Genomic DNA, 17,048 nt, shown 5'->3' on the forward strand with positions numbered 1-17,048 from the left:
CGCCTCCCTGCCGACGGCGCGCCTCGAATGCGGCCATCTCCCGGCTCCATCGGTCGCCCTGCACCTTGACGGTGTCCATGCGTGGAGCGAGCGCCTCGAGGTCGATCTGGGCCACCGTCTCCATACTGTCGCGCAGATCCACGGCCACCCGGCGTGGCTCGAAGCCGACCGCACGGGCCTCCAGCATCCAGGTGCCACTGGGCAGCGCGTCCATGGTGAAGGTGCCGCTGCCGCTGGAGCTGGCCTCCGCACCCGTGCCGGGGAGCGACAGGCGTGCGCCCACGAGTGGCTTGCCCGCGGTGTCGCGCACGATGCCGCGTACCCGACCCGCGCCCTTGAGCATCATCTGCGGGCGGTCCGTCGGGGATGCCGGCGCCTTGGCCACGCGCTGCGGCTGTGACACCAGCAAGTCGCGGATCAACAAGCCACTGCGCGCCATGGGCAGCTCGATCACACCACTCGAGTCGGCGCCGGCATAAGCGCGCGTGGTGATCGTCGCATCGAGAGGAATACCGCAGTGCACGAACATGCCGCTCGGCGACGCATCGGCGAATCGCGAAGGAAAGCGCCGGGACACCCCCGACGGCGTGACAAACGTTTCGGGATACTGGACGCGCACGCGCGCCTGCCCGTCGAGTGGCGTGCCGCGCGCGGTACGCACCAAGCCGACGAAGGCGCCCGTCCCCGGCGGTAGCGGCATGTTGGAGCAGAGGGTCGCGAGCATCGTGGCGACCGATGGCAGCCCGAGCGACAGCGCCACGGCGCCACTACCCACGATGTTCACCTGCACCACGCGATTCTCGAGTCCGAGACGGTCCACGCGTTCGTGAATGATTCCTACGAGATAGGTCCCCACGCGCATTGAGTCGAGCACGAATGCGCCCGCAGAGTCCGTGCGCACCGAGCGCACATTGACGGGATTGGCCGCCTCGACGAACTGCACCGTGGCCTGGGGCAGGGGGGCGCCGGCGATGCTGTCGTAGACCTCACCGGCGATGCGCGCCATCGGCGTCTGCAGTACCGGCGTGCTGACCGGAACGGGACGCGGGGTGGGACGTGGGGCGGGTGCCGGCGGCTTTCGCGGCGGCTGTGTGGTCTGGGCGCCGGCGGGCCGGACGGCAAGAACGGCGGCGACGACAAGCATCAGGCAGGAAACGCGCATCCCAGTAAAATAGTACGGGTGGCCAGCTGATTCAGTTCGGCATCCCGTGCGCGTCATCCGTACCCCTCGGTGGCGGGGTTTTCAGTAACGCCCACCCAATCCCGTCACCGGATTAGCTTTCGCTACGGTTCCCGAGCGCTCCCCAGCGTCACCCATCGACCGTTTCCCAATCATGTCCGACCTTACACGCCAGCCCGTCATCGTTGGTGCCGCGCGCACGCCGATCGGCCGGTATCTCGGAGGCCTTGCCTCCCTTTCGGCGCCCGAGCTTGGGGCCATCGCCATCCGCGCCGCGCTCCAGCGCAGCGGGGTATCGCCCGATGCCGTCCAGGAAGTCATCATGGGGCACGTGCTGCAGGGCGGCACCGGGCAGGCGCCCGCGCGGCAAGCCATGCTCAAGGCCGGCGTGCCGTCGAGCGCGTCGGCCGTCACGATCAACAAGGTATGCGGGTCCGGGCTCAAAGCCGTGATGCTCGCGGCGCAGGCCATCAAGGCCGGCGATGCCCAAGTGATCGTGGCCGGTGGCCAGGAAAGTATGAGCAACGCGCCCCACTACGTCTACGGCATGCGCGGCGGCGTGAAGATCGGTGACCAGTCGATGGTCGATGGGATGATCAAGGATGGGCTCTGGTGCGGCAGCTGCGACGTCCATATGGGGTCGCACGCGGAGTACACCGCTGCCAAGGGCGCCGTGACGCGCGAGGCGCAGGACGCCTTTGCTGCTTCGTCGCATGCGAAAGCCGTCGCGGCGCAGCAGGCGGGCAAGTTCGTGGCCGAGATCGTAGCGGTGGAGATCCCCGGCAAGAAGGGCCCCACCGTCATCAGTGCTGACGAAGGGCCGCGCGCCGACACCACCGCCGAGTCACTAGCAAAGCTGCGGCCCGCCTTCCCGGGCAAGGGTGACAACAGCACGCTCAGTGTAACCGCCGGCAATGCGTCATCGCTCAACGACGGTGCCGCCGCGGTGGTGGTGACCAGTGAGGCATACGCGCGCGAACACGGCCTCACGATCCTCGGCCGCATCACCGCATACGCCACCGGCGCGGGCGATCCTCGCGATCTGTTCTTCGCGCCGATCACCGCCGTGCAGAACCTCATGGCCAAGGCTGGCACGAAGATCGACGACTACGATCTGATCGAAGCCAACGAAGCCTTTGCCAGCCAGGCCCTCGCCGACGGCGCGGGGCTTGGGTGGAATGCGGGCCGTGTGAATGTGAACGGTGGCGCCATTGCGCTTGGCCACCCCATCGGCGCCAGTGGCACCCGCGTGTTGGTCACGCTACTACACGCCCTCGCCGATCGCGACCTGCGCACGGGCCTCGCCACGCTCTGCCTCGGTGGCGGTGACGCCGTGGCGCTGTCGGTGGAACGCGTTTCCTGAGTGCGCGCCGCTGAGCCGGCGACGGCGGTGAAGACGGCCGCACGGGTCCTCTGGCGCCTTGGCAGTTTCGGCGTGGGGTGGATTCTCGCGCAGGGGATCTTCGAGTCGCTCGCCGGTCCGCTGTTCGGTGCCCTGTCACGCGCCGCTGGCGAACCGGTGGCCATGTACCCGGTCAGCATGCTGGTTGGGGTGCTGGCGGGCAGTTGGACGGGATTCCGGTTCATGGATGCGGCCCCGTGGACGCTCATGGGGATCGGCGACGGCGTGTGGCACCCGCGACGACTGCTCTTCGGTGGCATGATCGGCACGGCGGCCATCGTGCTGACGGCCGGCGCGCTGTGGGTGGGACGGTTGCTGCACGTCGAACCGGTCGCTCCCATGGCATTCGTGGGGGAGAGCTGGAGCGGGACGGCCCTGCGGATGCTACTGGTGCTTGCCCCCGCTGCCCTGTGGGAGGAGCTGGCCTTCCGCGGCTACCTGTACGGCGTGGCGAGCGAGGCCGGTGGGGAATCGCGTGGTCCGCTGTTCGCGCGACTGACCAGCAGTGTGGTGTTCGGGCTGGTACATCTCACCAACCCCGGCGCCGGGGTGCGCACCACCGCGATCGTGATGCTCGCCGGCTGGTGTTTGTGCCTGCTGCGTGAACGGGTGGGGTTGCCTGGGGCGTGGACGGCACACCTCGCATGGAACTGGGTAATGGCGGCGGTGCTCCATGTGCCGGTGAGTGGCCTGCCGTTCGCCACGCCGGGATACCGCGCCGTGGTGGCCGGACCGGAGTGGGTGACCGGCGGGCCGTGGGGACCCGAGGGGGGCGCGGTGGCCGCGCTCGTCCTCGTGGTCGCCGCGGGTGCGGCGCATCGGGCGTCACGCCGCAGGGCGCCGTCGTCCATGGCTTTATCGTCTATTTCGTCTTCTTCGTCGTCGTCATTCCTGAGGAGCTGAGCGTACATGTCGGACACGGGTGGGAGTGCAGTGCAGCGCGCCGCAGTCGTTGGCGCTGGGCAGATGGGCAACGGCATCGCACACGTCTTCGCGACGAGCGGACACCGGGTAACGATGATCGATGTGAGCGCCGACGCGCTGGCGCGTGGTCGCGACACGATCGCCAAGAACCTTGACCGTCAGGTCAAGAAGGGGGCGCTCGAAGCGAGTGCCGCCGAGGCCGCGCTGTCTCGGATCGGTACCGCCACCTCGCTCGACGCCGTGGCCGACGCGCAGATCGTCGTGGAGGCCGCCACCGAACGCACTGACCTCAAGTTTCGCATTTTCGAAGACCTGGATCGTCTCGCGCCTGAGGGCGCCATCCTCGCCAGCAACACCAGTTCCATCTCCATCACCGAGATCGCGGCGCGTACCAAGCGCCCCGAGCTCGTCATCGGGATGCACTTCATGAACCCCGTACCGGTGATGCAGCTCGTGGAGGTCATCCGTGGCCTCGCTACCAGCGATGCCACCACGCAGCAGGTCATGGCGCTGTCGAAGGCGCTCGGCAAGACGCCCGTGGAAGTGAATGATTTCCCCGGCTTCGTGGCCAACCGCATCCTCATGCCCATGATCAACGAGGCGATTTATTGCGTGATGGAAGGCGTGGGCACGCCAGAGGCGATCGACACCGTCATGAAGCTCGGTATGAATCACCCGATGGGACCGCTCACGCTCGCCGACTTTATCGGGCTCGATACCTGCCTCGCCATTCTCGAGGTGCTGCACGAGGGACTCGGTGATCCCAAGTACCGCCCGTGCCCGCTGCTGCGGAAGTACGTGGCGGCCGGGTGGTACGGCCGCAAGAGCGGCCGCGGCTTCTACCAGTACTGAACGCCACATGTCACTGATCCCGCTTACCGAGACCCAGCAGGAAATCCAGCGGCTCGCGCGCGAATACGCGCAGCGCGAGCTGGTCGCCCTTGCCGGCGAACGTGATCGTGAATCGCGCTTCGATCGTGCCATGGTGCAGCAGATGGCCGAACTCGGCTTTCTCGGTATGCTCATCCCGGAGCAGTACGAGGGGCTCGGGCTCGATGCGCAGAGCTATCTGCTCGCGCTCGAGGAGATCGCCGTGGGCGACGCGTCGGCAGCCGTCACGCTCAGCGTGCACAACTCGCTGCCCACGCAGATGATTCTCAGCTTCGGCAGCGAGGCGCAGCGCTCGCGTTTCCTGCCGCCGATGGCCCGTGGTGAGTGGCTGGGCGCCTTCGCCCTCTCCGAGCCTGAAGCCGGGTCCGATGCTGGCAGCTTGCGCGCGCAGGCTATGCGCGACGGCGATCACTGGGTGCTCAACGGCACCAAGGCGTGGGTGAGTCATGGCAACGAAGCACAGGTGATCCTGTGCATGGCGCGCACGGATTCGCCCGACGCACGCAAGGGCAGCAAGGGAATCAGCACGTTCATCCTTACCCCCGACCTCCCTGGGTTCCACCTGGCCAAGAAGGAAAACAAGCTGGGCATGCGCGCGTCGCCCACGCTGCAGGTCGTGCTCGACAACTGCCGTGTGCCGGCCGACCGCCTGCTGGGCGACGAAGGCAAGGGACTCACGTATGCCCTCGGCTCGCTCGATCATGGGCGCCTCGGCATTGCGGCGCAAGCCATCGGCATCGCGCGCGCGGCGCTCGAAGCCAGCGTGAAATACGTGGGCGAACGCAAGCAGTTCGGCAAGAACATCGGCGAGTTCCAGGCCATTCAGTTCAAGCTGGCCGATATGGCCACGCGCATTACCGCGGCACGCACGCTGCTGCATGCGGCAGCGGCCGCCAAGGAGCGCGGTGAAAAGATCACGCGCTTCAGCAGCATGGCGAAGCTCTTCGCTTCGGAGACCGCCATGTGGGTCACCACGCAGGCCGTGCAGATTTTCGGCGGCTACGGGTACGTGACCGACTATCCCGTCGAACGCCACATGCGCGACGCAAAGGTGACGGAGATCTACGAAGGCACTTCGGAAATCCAGCGCATCGTGATTGCGCGTGAGACGCTGGCCGCGGCTGCGGCTGCCGACGGCTCACTCCCCGACTGAACCATCCTTTCATGCGCTACTTCGATACCATCGCCGAGATGGGCCACGAGCAGGTCGTGTTCTGTCACGACAAGGCCAGCGGCTATCGCGGCATCATTGCCATTCATGACACCACCCTGGGCCCCGCGCTCGGCGGATGCCGCTTTTGGAGCTACGCCTCCGATGAGTAGGCCGTCGTCGACGCGCTCCGGCTCTCGCGCGGTATGACGTACAAGAACGCCGTAGCGGGCCTCAATCTCGGCGGCGGCAAGTCGGTCATCATTGGCAACAACAAGACCGCGCAGCGCGAGATGCTGTTCCGCGCCCACGGTCGCTTTGTAGACTCCCTGGGCGGACGCTACGTGACCGCCGAGGATGTGGGCACGACCGTGGAAGACATGGACTTCGTACACATGGAAACGAAGCATGTCACCGGTATCGGCTCCAAGTCGGGCGACCCGTCGAGCGTGACGGCGCGTGGCGTCTTCCGCGCCATTCAGGCGTCGGCGTACCAGAAGTGGGGAAGCAAGGAGCTCACCGGACGCCGCGTCGCCATACAGGGGCTGGGCCACGTGGGCTACTACCTGGCCAAGGAGCTGCATCATGCCGGCGCGACGCTGGTCGTGACCGACATCGATGCGACGCGCATCGATCGGGTGGTGCAGGAGTTTGGCGCGCAGGCGGTGGCGCTGGCGGAGATCTACCGCGCGACGGCCGACATCTTCGCGCCCTGCGCGCTGGGCGGCATCCTCAATGACGAGACCATCCCGCAGCTCACGGTGGAGATTGTGAGTGGTGCGGCCAACAACCAGCTGCTCGAGGACCGTCACGGTGACGAACTCGAGGCGCGCGGGATTCTGTACGCGCCCGACTACGTGGCCAATGCCGGCGGCGTGATCAACGTATACAGTGAACTGACCGGATGGAGCCGCGACCGGTCCCTGCGCAAGGCCGACGAGATCTATGAGACGGTCCTCAGTGTCTTTGCCTTGGCGACGACCACCGGCATTCCCACCTACCGGGCGGCGGATCGGGTGGCTGAGCAGCGCATCGCGGCCGTGCGCGGTATGATGAGAACGTGGCCACAGTACCCCAATAAGGAATCGTGACCTGCCGGTGGACCGGTCGGGCACTCCGGCCGGTCCCTGCGGGTTCATGCATGTAGTGACACCTCCACGCCCAGCGAGCTGACCATGGTAGACGTTGCACGCCCCGGGGAGCGCATCCCGATCGCTTCCGACCACGCCGGTTTCGAACTCAAGGAGCGGCTCCGGGTCGTGCTGACCGAACTGGGGTACGAGGTCGATGACATCGGCACCCACAGTACCGCCAGCACCGATTACCCCGACTACGCGCACCCGCTCTCGCAGCAGGTGAGCGACGGGGCCGTGGGCCGCGGCGTGCTGCTCTGCGGCACCGGGCTCGGAATGAGTTACGTGGCGAACCGCTATCCCGGCGTACGGGCGGCCGTGGCGTGGAACCCCGAGATCGCCTCGCTCGCTCGCCAGCACAACGACGCGAACGTTTTGGTGCTCCCCGCGCGTTTCGTGTCCGATGAGGAGGCCGTGGCGATCCTCAAGTCGTGGCTGGCTACCCCGTTCGAGGGGGGCCGCCACGAGACGCGGGTGAACAAGATCGAACAGACGAACGAACAGAACGGGGCCGACGCTCCGGGGAGTGGTGCATGAGTGAAGGAGCCAGCGCGCAGTGGTCGCAGTGGGACCGCTTGCCTCCCGGCGATGCCCTATCGGCCGTTGATCCGGAAATCGCGCATCTCGTCACCGAGGAAACGCAGCGTCAGAGTGATGGCCTCGAGCTGATCGCGAGCGAGAACTTCGTGTCGCCGGCCGTGATGGAGGCCATGGGCTCACCGCTCACCAACAAGTATGCCGAAGGCTTGCCGGGCAAGCGCTATTACGGCGGCTGTGAAGTGGTGGACAAGGTGGAGCAGCTCGCGATCGATCGCGCGAAGCAGCTGTTCGGGGCCGAGCACGCCAATGTGCAGCCCCACAGCGGGGCGAGCGCCAACGCCGCGGTGTTCCTCGCCTTCATGAAGCCCGGCGAGACGTTCCTCGGCATGGATCTGTCGCAGGGCGGTCACCTCACCCACGGCTCGCCGGTCAACTTCTCCGGCCTGCTCTACAAGGCGGTGTCGTACGGCGTGACCGGCGATGGCCTCATCGATTACGACGACATGCGGGCCAAGGCGCGCGCACACAAGCCGAAGATCATCATCGCCGGCTACAGTGCCTACTCGCGTGTGATCGATTGGCAGGCATTCGCCGACATCGCAAAGGAAGTCGGGGCGCTGTTCTGGGTCGACATGGCGCACTTTGCCGGCCTCGCGGCCACCGGGGTGTATCCGTCGCCCGTGCCCTATGCCGACGTGGTCACCAGCACCACGCACAAGACGCTCCGTGGTCCGCGCGGCGGTATCATTCTCTGCAAGGCCGAACATGCCAAGGCCATCGACAAGGCGATGTTCCCCGGTATGCAGGGCGGGCCGCTGGAGCACGTAATCGCCGCCAAGGCGGTGGCGTTTCACGAGGCGCTGCAGCCGTCGTTCACGACATACTGCCGCCAGGTGGTGCAGAACGCGCAGGTGCTGGCGCAGGCACTCGTGGATCGCGGCTATCACATCGTGAGCGGCGGTACCGATAACCACCTGATGCTCGTCGACCTGCGCAACAAGGGCCTCACGGGCAAGGTGGCGGAGAAGGTGCTCGATGAAGCGGGAATTACCGTCAACAAGAACACGGTGCCCAACGAGACGCAGTCGCCGTTCATCACGAGCGGAATCCGTATCGGTACGCCGGCGGTGACCACGCGTGGCATGGGCCCGGCGGCCATGGAGCAGATCGCGGCGTTGATCGATCGCGTGCTCTCGGCGCCCGATGACGCCGCCAACGTGGCCGCTGTCAAGGCCGACGTGAAGTCGCTGGCCGACCGCTTTCCGCTCTATCGCGTGGCGGCCCGCGTCTGACCGGGTGACGATCGCGTAACTTGCGCTCAATCGGTGGCTTCCATCGCGCACCGATCACAAAGCTGTGGGTGCGGGACTTTCGCGGGCGGCCACGGGCATTGTGGCCGCCCGCGTTCGTCGGCAGTATTCGCTGGCCGCCGGTATGCCGGCCGGTCGTTTGCCGAGGGCGTATCCCCGTATCACCGTGCATCACCTGAGGAGCAGCAACGCGTGACCGAGTTGGCGTTCCGTGAAGGCATCATGGATCAGATCCGTCTGCGCGAGCAACGGTTCGACGAGCGCGCGTACCTGTTCGTCCTCTCGGCGCTGGAGCACAGTCAGTCCCGGCTTACCGAGCGTCGCCACATCACCGGTCCGGAACTGGCGCACGCCTGCCGCGAGCTGGCGTTGCAGCGCTTTGGCGTGATGGCTCGGCTGGTTCTCGAGAACTGGGGCATGTGTTCCACCATGGACATCGGCGACATTGTCTTCACGCTCGTCGACCTCGGGCTGCTCATCAGCCAGCCGCAGGATTCGCGCGACGATTTCTTCGGCGTGTTCGATTTCGCCGACGCGTTCGAGCGTGAATATCCCTGGAGCACCGCGCACGTCTGAGTGCGCGCCACCTGATGTTCACCGGGCCCGCGTCGGCACGCCTCAGGTCCACTGCGCTCCGCGTGACCACCGCCGCGGAGGCTGCCGCGCGTGACCGCGGCGCCGTGTGCGCCGGTACCGACGCCTTCGATCTGATGCTGCGCGCGGGCTCCGCTGCGGCCGAGGTAATCCTTCGCGATCACGCCGATCGGCTCGCCCACGGGGTCGCAATCTTCGCCGGTGCTGGCAACAACGGCGGCGATGCGTACGTCGTGGCGGCGCAGCTGGCGCGCATGGGTGTGTCGGTGCGTGTGCACGACGGACCGCCGCCCCGTACGGCAGACGCGCAGCGCGCCGCCGCGCTGGCGGCCCCAATGCTCGTGCACGGCGCCCCTACCGGCCGCGAGCGGCTCGTGGTGGACGGCCTCCTCGGCACGGGCCATCACGGCGCGTTGCGGGAGAGCGTGGCTGCCGGGTGCGCCCGCATCGCGCTGGCGCGCGACGGCGGCGCCGTGGTGGTGGCGCTCGACCTGCCGAGCGGGCTCGATGCCACGAACGGCGAGATTGCCGACGGGAGCGTGGCGGCACACCTGACGGTCTGCTTCGGTACGATCAAGCGTGGTCTGGTGCTGCAACGGGCACACGCCGGGCGCATCGTGGTCGTCGACATCGGCCTCGAGGCCTTCGCGGATCGCCCGGGGGCGGTGGACGACGACGCCTGGGGTTGGGCGGATGCGCCGCGGCTTCACCGCATGATTCCCCCGATCGCCTGGAACGCCCACAAGGGTGACCGTGGGCGCCTCGGTCTTGCCGGCGGGGCGAATGGCATGGCGGGTGCGATCGTGTTGGCCTGCCGAGCGGCTCTGGCGAGCGGCGCCGGGCTTGTCCACGCCATCGTGGATGAGCCGAGCGTGGCCCCGGTGCAGATGCTTGTGCCCCAAGCCCTCGCACATGTCTGGTCGGCGTCTCCCGGCCTGAGCGAGCCCCCCGATGCGCCGCGCTACGATGCGCTGGTGATCGGGCCGGGGCTCGGACGCGAGCGGGGCTCGACGCTATTCCTACAGCAGTTGCTCGAGCGCCATCGCGGCCTGCCACTCGTCCTCGATGCCGATGCCCTCTGGCACGCCGCCGATGCGGCCAACGCCCAGGGTACCGCCCCCGCATTGACGCTCCGCCGCTGGACCCGCGATGCCGCGGCCGTCGTGTGCACGCCGCACCCCGGGGAGTTTGCCCGTCTGCTCGGCAGGTCCCTCCCCGCACAATGGGAAGAGCGCGCGGCACTGTTGCGCGACTTCGCGGTGCGTGCCCACTGCACAATGCTGCTCAAGGGCGCGCCCACACTCGTGGCCACCCCCGACGCCCAACCACTGTGGTGCGTACCGCACGGCACCCCGCTGCTCGCCACCGGCGGCAGCGGGGATTGCCTCAGCGGCATCATCGGCACGCTCCTCGCGCAGGGCATGAGCGCGCGCGACGCAGCGGTGCTCGGCGCGTCGGTACACGGACTCGCCGCGGAACGCGCCAGCGCCGCCGTACACCCGCGCGGCGGTACCCTCGAGCATGTCCTCGAGGCACTGCCGGCGGCGTGGCAGCAACTCGCGTCACCGCCGGGACGTGCTCCGCATATCGTGGCCGTGCTCGCGGCCGTGTCGTAACTGGGATGCCCCCGCAGGGGACGCGCCACCCGACGCGCTAGATTGCCACCCATGCGTCGTCGTCTTCCCAGCGGGCTGTCTGCCGTGTCGTCAATCGCCGTGGCGAGCACGGTGCTCGCCGCGGCCTGTGCCCCCGTGGTTCCGGGGGGGACGGGCGGTCTCGGGGCGGCACGTGAGGGCCCATACGCCGGATGGCAGCGTGAGGAGCGCCAGCGGATCGGCAGCTTCTCGACGGTGCAGGCGGTCGCCGTGTCGCGTCGTTACGTATACGCGGCTAGCAGCGGCGGCATTGCGATCTATGATCGCTTCACGGAGCGCTGGCTGCCGCCGCTCACGCGCGATCTCGGCATCGCCGATCAACAGGTCACGGTCATGGCTGGCGACCCGGTCGAGGATGCCCTGTGGCTCGGCGTACCCGGTGGCGTGATCACCTATCGGCCACTCACCGAACACGTGCAGCGGACCATCGTGATGGGGGTGCCGCAGGTCATTGCCTTCGATCGCAGCGGCGCCGGCGATGCGCTGGTGCGTAGTGCAGGGCAGTGGACGCGCGTGTCGCGCGCCGGCATCACCACGCCCGTGAACGGGGCGCCCATTGCCGCGCAGACACTCGTCCCGCGCAGCTTCGAGGACCTGTTGCAGCAGTTCCCTACGCTGCGCACACAGCCGCAACTGCTCCTCCGGAGCGCCGCGGGCAATCGCCAGCAGGCCAACCGCCCGTTGCGGCAGTTTGCCGTGATCTCCGGCGCCGCATCGCCCGATCGTACCAGCGAAGTGTGGCTCGGCACTGATGGCGATGGGGTGTACCAGTACGACCCGAGTTTCCTGAGCGGCAAGGCCCTCCCGTACGGCTTGCTCGAACCTGGGGTGGGGGCCCTCGCACCGGCGGCCGATGGCGTCTGGGCTGCCGGCCTTGGCGCGTCGGAGCGCCGCGGAGGGCTTACGTTCGCCACGAACGACCTGCAGCGCTGGCGTTGGATCGAGGGCACGCTGGCCGTACCGCTCACCGGCGTGCGCACCTTCGCCATGGCCACCCGCGCCAATCGTGCCTGGCTGGGCACCGATCGCGGTCTCATTCGCGTGCGACTCGATGGCGATAACGACGTGCAGTCGTGGAGCAACCTCGATGGGCTCGCCGACGCGCGCGTGCTCGCGGTGGCACCGCGTGGCGAAGGGGTATGGGCTGGTACGGCGCGTGGTCTGCTGTACGTGAACGACACCAGTGACACCAAAGCGCCGCGCACCCGCGGTATCGGCGCGCGGCTGCTGGACAACCTGGTGATCAACGCCCTGCAGTTCACTGGCGATACCCTGTGGGTGGGCAGCGATGCGGGGCTGCTCGCCATTCCGTCGCCAAACACCGCCGTGGGTGGGCCGGTGTCACGGCCGCTCGGCAACGATCCCGCGCTGCGGCGCCCCGTGCGCAGTCTCGCGTGGAGTGACAGCGTGCTGCTCGCGCTCACCGACGATGCGGTGCTGCAGCTAGCCCCTCACGGTGGTGTGGAGCCGGCGCGAGTGCCGGCGCTGGACGTGCTGCAGATCGGACGGCCGCTACGGGTGGCGATCGATGATCGTGCCATGTGGGCTGCGGGAAGCGACGGCGTGATCATGGTGTCACGGCGGACGGGCGCCGTGCGCGTGCTGCGCGTGGGGGGGGATCTTCCCGGGCCCGCACTCGACCTCGTGGCGCAGCGCGACTGGCTGTTCGTGGGCACGCCGCAGGGGCTGATGCGCTTCCGTCGTGGTGCCGACGGCCTCGTGCTGTAGATATCACGCATGTTCAACACGCACGGCAACGACTTCCGGCCCCATCAACCCATGCGCCCCGGACACGAGTTCGACGTGATCCGCATGCTGATGGCGCGCTGGGGAGAGCTGGCGGTGGACATCGGTGACGACGCCGCCGTACTACCGGCGATGTCCGGTGGCCAGCGGGTGGTCAGCACCGACGCCTGCGTGGAAGACGTGCACTTCCGCCGTAGCTGGATCACGCCGTTCGAGGTCGGGGGGCGGGCCGCGGCGGCGGCGCTGAGCGACCTCGCCGCCATGGGGGCCAGCGCCGAAGGCGTGCTGGTGGCACTGGTGGTGCCGCCAGCGTGGCAGGAACACCTCGCCGCCGTGGCCGACGGCATCGGCTCTCAGGTGCGCCGCGCGGGGGGGCGCATCGTGGGGGGCAATCTCAGCACGGGCCAGACCTTTGCCATCACGCTCACGGTGATCGGACGTGCCGAGCGCCCGGTGTCGCGGGCCGGCGCCCGGGTGGGCGATGTGGTGGTCGTTACTGGGCACCTGGGCGGTCCCGGTAACGCGCTGGCGGCCTGGCGTGCCGACCGCGAGCCCGAGCCTTGGGCCCGCAGCCGCTTCGCGGCCCCGATGCCGCGCTTTGCCGAAGGGCGGCTCCTCGCGGCCGCCGGCGCCACGGCCATGCTGGACATCTCCGATGGCCTCGCCGCCGACGCCCGTCACTTGGCCGCGGCCAGCGGTGTTTGGCTCGACCTCGACCCGGCGCGGATCCCCGTGGGACCGGGGCTCACGGCGGCTAGCGCCCTCGAGAGCGGCGAGGAGTACGAACTCCTGGCCACCATACCCCCGGAGGCTCTGGACACGCTCCAGCGCCGCTGGGCGGCCGAAACCGAGGTGCCGCTCACGGTTGTCGGGCGTGTGGTGGCGTCCAACCCGGAGGCCGGTGACGTAAACGGCTCCGTGGCGGGACACGATCACTTCGCCTGAAGCCGTCCAGCCTTCCGCGTTGATTCCGGACCCGTACTCGGCCACTTTTCGCCGAATGTTCCGGACCGCCATCACCTTTGCTGCGCTCGTGCTCGGCACGCTCCTCTTCGGGAGCCTCGTGCTCGTGTCACAGCTGTTGGGGGTGAAGCAGGGACCCGGCAGCATTTACGAACGGGCGCCGCGCTGGTGGGCCTGGTGGCTGCTGCGTGCGGCCGGCGTGAAGGTGGTGCTCCACGGCGACGACGGCCTCGTGACTGGGGCGCCGCGCGTCTACATCGCCAATCACGTGAGCTGGTTCGATATTCCCGCCATGATCGAGGTGCTTCCGCACTATGGCTTCGTGGCGAAGCGCGAGCTCGAGAAAGTGCCGCTCTTCGGTCCCGCTGCGCGCGCCGTCGGCGTGATCTACATCGATCGCGAGAACCGCAAAGCCGCGTTCGGCGCCTACGAAGATGCGGCGCGCAAGATCCGCGAGGGTAATCCGGTCCTGGTATACCCTGAAGGGACGCGGGGCGGCGAGTACACGCTGCGCCCCTTCAAGAAGGGGCCCTTTGTCCTCGCGATCGGATCGGGCGCCCCCATCGTGCCCGTCGTCATCCACGGGACCATCGAGGTGAATCCGCGCGACGAGTTCCGCGCATCGCCGGGTACGGTCCACGTGCACCTGCTCGAGCCCATTCCGACCGACGGGCTCTCGTACGACGACCGCAACGACCTTGCCGATCGGGTGCGTGATCGCATGGCCGAGTGTTTGCGTACGGTGTACGGTGTGGAGCCGGCCACGCGTTCGCTCGCCAACCGGGAGCACTCGACCGAGCCGCTCCCCGCGTAGTGTCTGCTCTCTGGCTCCCGGTCTCCGCTTCCCGCGTCCTGCCTTTTCCCTCACCATTTCTTCTTCCCTATGGCTCCCATCGTCTCCGTCTCCGCGCGCGAAATCCTCGACTCCCGCGGTAACCCCACGGTCGAAGTCGACGTCATCCTCGAGACGGGCGCAGCGGGTCGCGCGGCGGTACCAAGCGGCGCCTCCACGGGGGAGCGTGAAGCCGTCGAACTCCGCGATGGCGATCCCGACCGTTACCTAGGCAAGGGCGTGCAGAAGGCGGTGCACAACGTCAACTCCGAGATCGCTGAAGCGCTCGATGGGATGGACGCGACCGACCAGATCGCGATCGATCGCGCCCTGCTCGATCTCGACGGCACGGAGAACAAGGGGCGCCTCGGCGCCAACGCGATGCTCGGCGTGTCGATGGCCGTGGCGCGTGCCGCGTCGCTCGAGGTGGGACTGCCGCTCTATCGCTACCTCGGTGGCCCGATGGCGCGCACCCTTCCGGTGCCCATGATGAACATCATCAACGGCGGTGCGCACGCGACCAATACCGTGGACTTCCAGGAGTTCATGATCATCCCCGTGGGTGCCGACTCGTTCGCCGACGGCCTGCGGATGGGCACGCAGGTGTTTCACCAGCTCAAGAAGGTGTTGGTGGGGCGGAAGCTCTCCACTGGGGTGGGCGACGAAGGCGGCTTCGCGCCGAATCTCGCGAGCGACGAAGAGGCGCTCAAGATTATCGTCGAGGCGATCGAGGCGGCCGGCTTCCAGCCCGGGCAGGACATCGCCCTCGCCCTCGACGTGGCGGCGAGTGAGCTCTTTCAGAACGGTCAGTATCACTTCAAGAAGAGCGGCGCCGCGTCGCGCAGCCCGAAGGACATGGCCGAGCTGTATGCCGGCTGGCTCGAGCAGTATCCAATCGTGTCGATCGAAGACGGCATGGCCGAGAACGACTGGGACGGCTGGAAGCACCTTACCGAGCTGATCGGCGATCGCTGCCAGCTCGTGGGCGACGATCTGTTCTGCACGAACAGCGAGATCCTCGCCAAGGGGATCGAGGCCGACGTGGCCAATGCCATCCTGATCAAGGTGAACCAGATCGGCACGCTGACCGAAACGTTGGAGGCGATCGAGCTCGCGAAGAGCGCGGGCTACAACTCGATCATCTCCCACCGCTCGGGCGAAACCGAAGACACCTTCATCGCCGATCTCGCGGTCGCGACGCAGGCTGGCCAGATCAAGACGGGTGCGCCGTCGCGCAGCGATCGTGTGGCCAAGTACAACCAGCTGCTGCGCATTGAGGAGCAGTTGGAAGGCTACGCCGAGTATCCGGGCGGCGCGATTTTCGGAATCTGAGGCGCTGGTGGATACGACGCGCGACAGTGCTTCACGGGTCTGGATCCGGCGTCTCGCCTGGGGCGCCGGCACGCTGTTCGTGTTGTGGTTCGCGCTCGAGGGTGGGGAGTACGGCACGACCGACCTGCTCGAACAGCGAGAGAGCAAGGCGCAGCTGGAGGCCGACATCACGCAGCTCCGCGACACGGTGGCCTCACTGGAGCGTACGATCGAGCGTATCACCACCGATGATTTCGAGCTCGAACGCATCGCCCGCGAGGAACACGGCTTGGTGCGGGGGGAGAAGGAGTTGCTGTACCGCTTCGACGAACGCCGTCCATCTGACAGCGCGACGGTGTCACGTGATTCCGCGGTCCGCAAAAGCCCCTGATCGGGGTTGACTCTGAGGCTTCACCCGCTATTATCCCAAGACTGCCGCGGGGTGGAGCAGCCTGGTAGCTCGTCGGGCTCATAACCCGAAGGTCGCGGGTTCAAATCCCGCCCCCGCCATTGCATTTGGCCAGTCCGAAAGGGCTGGCCATTTGCGTCCCGGAATTGCTGTCACTGCTCGACGGCAAGCATCAGGGGCTGGGTAGCTCAGCCGGTTAGAGCGCACGACTCATAATCGTGAGGTCGGGAGTTCGAGTCTCCCCCCAGCTACTTTTTAAGCTGTTAGTAGAAAATGACATACAAAACGCCCGGCCGAAGAATCGGTCGGGCGTTTGTCTCTTGAGAGTACCGGGTACTACACCGGTTCTACACGGTTGCGTGGCTGGCCGGCCGGATCGACCGCATCGAACATCCAATGGCGCGAAGTAGGGGTTGCCCAATGGAACCCAGCCGAGTTTGGGCCCCCTGCCAACTCGCACTGAAGGAAACGGAGTAACGGGGCGGGGCGAAAGCTGATGCGATCAGGTGCGCAGACGTACCGGACGATGAACCGGTGTTTTCGAGCAAAGTCCCTTACCCGCTTGGTGCGAGTGAGCTGGCGCGCCTCCGACCAAAGCATGTGACGGGGTGGGCTGCTCGAGGGAGCTGAGTCCATGAGAGGAGAGCGCTGGCTTGCAGTCTTCTCAGTCAGCGAGGGCCTGCAGTGGTTGGCGGCAGGCGGGCGGTTTTGCGATCGCAGTATTGTGACCCTGAATCTGGGCCTTGCCGAAGAGTGCCAAGAAGGACGCACTTGCATGTCATCGCGGCGCCTTGGCTATGGCGTGAAGACTAGTGCGCTGCTCCATCCGACCTGAAAATCTTGTTGCTTGTCTCGGTTCGACCAAAAGGGGGCGTTCGACGGGCAACTTCGACGCCGCGTCCGTGCTGGGAGGCACGCGGCCAAGCAGCTAGTGAAACAAAACGTCAGGAGGTAGGCCAAGCCAGATTGTGCCGATCTGACGCCGTCTGAAGGAATAACGGACTAATT

At 67.3% G+C, this 17,048-nt stretch carries 14 protein-coding genes, 2 tRNA genes and 1 pseudogene; 16 read left to right on the forward strand and 1 reads right to left on the reverse strand.

Features of this window, described 5'->3' with window-relative positions; all coding sequences use genetic code 11:
• On the reverse strand, window positions 1-1,162 hold a 1,162-nt coding region (locus tag ACIQ51_RS12475; protein WP_396205381.1), incomplete at its 3' end, for a carboxypeptidase regulatory-like domain-containing protein.
• A gap of 172 nt (window positions 1,163-1,334) precedes the next feature.
• On the opposite strand from ACIQ51_RS12475, the gene ACIQ51_RS12480 reads away from it, so the two are divergent.
• The 16 genes and pseudogenes from ACIQ51_RS12480 to ACIQ51_RS12555 all read left to right on the forward strand — a co-directional run bounded on the left by ACIQ51_RS12480 (window position 1,335) and on the right by ACIQ51_RS12555 (window position 16,291).
• Window positions 1,335-2,543, forward strand: a complete 1,209-nt coding sequence (locus tag ACIQ51_RS12480; RefSeq protein WP_396205382.1) for an acetyl-CoA C-acetyltransferase — start codon at window positions 1,335-1,337, stop codon at window positions 2,541-2,543.
• The gene (locus tag ACIQ51_RS12485) at window positions 2,544-3,485 is read left to right on the forward strand and encodes a CPBP family intramembrane glutamic endopeptidase (RefSeq protein WP_396205383.1); all 942 of its coding nucleotides are present in this window, start codon (window positions 2,544-2,546) and stop codon (window positions 3,483-3,485) included. It begins immediately after the preceding gene.
• 6 nt (window positions 3,486-3,491) lie between these two features.
• Window positions 3,492-4,358 (forward strand): 3-hydroxybutyryl-CoA dehydrogenase, encoded by an 867-nt coding sequence (locus ACIQ51_RS12490; RefSeq protein ID WP_396205384.1) that lies wholly within the window; start codon window positions 3,492-3,494, stop codon window positions 4,356-4,358.
• 7 nt (window positions 4,359-4,365) lie between these two features.
• Window positions 4,366-5,550 (forward strand): acyl-CoA dehydrogenase, encoded by a 1,185-nt coding sequence (locus ACIQ51_RS12495; protein WP_396205385.1) that lies wholly within the window; start codon window positions 4,366-4,368, stop codon window positions 5,548-5,550.
• A gap of 11 nt (window positions 5,551-5,561) precedes the next feature.
• A pseudogene (locus tag ACIQ51_RS12500) lies at window positions 5,562-6,638 on the forward strand (Glu/Leu/Phe/Val dehydrogenase dimerization domain-containing protein).
• Window positions 6,639-6,722: 84 nt separating this feature from the next.
• Window positions 6,723-7,217: a ribose 5-phosphate isomerase B gene (gene rpiB / locus ACIQ51_RS12505; RefSeq protein WP_396205386.1), complete on the forward strand. Its 495-nt coding sequence runs from the start codon at window positions 6,723-6,725 to the stop codon at window positions 7,215-7,217.
• Between the two features lie 38 nt (window positions 7,218-7,255).
• A complete protein-coding gene (glyA, locus tag ACIQ51_RS12510; RefSeq protein ID WP_396205394.1) occupies window positions 7,256-8,512 on the forward strand; it encodes a serine hydroxymethyltransferase in 1,257 nt (418 codons plus the stop codon).
• A 210-nt stretch (window positions 8,513-8,722) separates the two neighbouring features.
• Window positions 8,723-9,106, forward strand: a complete 384-nt coding sequence (locus ACIQ51_RS12515) for a Minf_1886 family protein (protein ID WP_396205387.1) — start codon at window positions 8,723-8,725, stop codon at window positions 9,104-9,106.
• A gap of 62 nt (window positions 9,107-9,168) precedes the next feature.
• Window positions 9,169-10,740, forward strand: a complete 1,572-nt coding sequence (locus ACIQ51_RS12520) for an NAD(P)H-hydrate dehydratase (protein ID WP_396205388.1) — start codon at window positions 9,169-9,171, stop codon at window positions 10,738-10,740.
• A 51-nt stretch (window positions 10,741-10,791) separates the two neighbouring features.
• Window positions 10,792-12,507: a hypothetical protein gene (locus ACIQ51_RS12525; RefSeq protein WP_396205389.1), complete on the forward strand. Its 1,716-nt coding sequence runs from the start codon at window positions 10,792-10,794 to the stop codon at window positions 12,505-12,507.
• A gap of 9 nt (window positions 12,508-12,516) precedes the next feature.
• The gene (gene thiL / locus ACIQ51_RS12530) at window positions 12,517-13,470 is read left to right on the forward strand and encodes a thiamine-phosphate kinase (protein ID WP_396205390.1); all 954 of its coding nucleotides are present in this window, start codon (window positions 12,517-12,519) and stop codon (window positions 13,468-13,470) included.
• Window positions 13,471-13,525: 55 nt separating this feature from the next.
• A complete protein-coding gene (locus tag ACIQ51_RS12535; RefSeq protein WP_396205391.1) occupies window positions 13,526-14,302 on the forward strand; it encodes a lysophospholipid acyltransferase family protein in 777 nt (258 codons plus the stop codon).
• A 69-nt stretch (window positions 14,303-14,371) separates the two neighbouring features.
• Window positions 14,372-15,652, forward strand: coding sequence for a phosphopyruvate hydratase (eno, locus tag ACIQ51_RS12540; protein WP_396205392.1), 1,281 nt, complete (start codon window positions 14,372-14,374; stop codon window positions 15,650-15,652).
• Window positions 15,653-15,659: 7 nt separating this feature from the next.
• Window positions 15,660-16,022: a septum formation initiator family protein gene (locus ACIQ51_RS12545; RefSeq protein ID WP_396205393.1), complete on the forward strand. Its 363-nt coding sequence runs from the start codon at window positions 15,660-15,662 to the stop codon at window positions 16,020-16,022.
• Between the two features lie 45 nt (window positions 16,023-16,067).
• Window positions 16,068-16,141 (forward strand) — tRNA-Met (locus tag ACIQ51_RS12550).
• 76 nt (window positions 16,142-16,217) lie between these two features.
• Window positions 16,218-16,291 (forward strand) — tRNA-Met (locus ACIQ51_RS12555).
• Window positions 16,292-17,048 lie beyond the last annotated feature (757 nt).

Origin of the sequence: Gemmatimonas sp., assembly GCF_044344655.1 — a bacterium.
Classification (GTDB): domain Bacteria; phylum Gemmatimonadota; class Gemmatimonadetes; order Gemmatimonadales; family Gemmatimonadaceae; genus Gemmatimonas.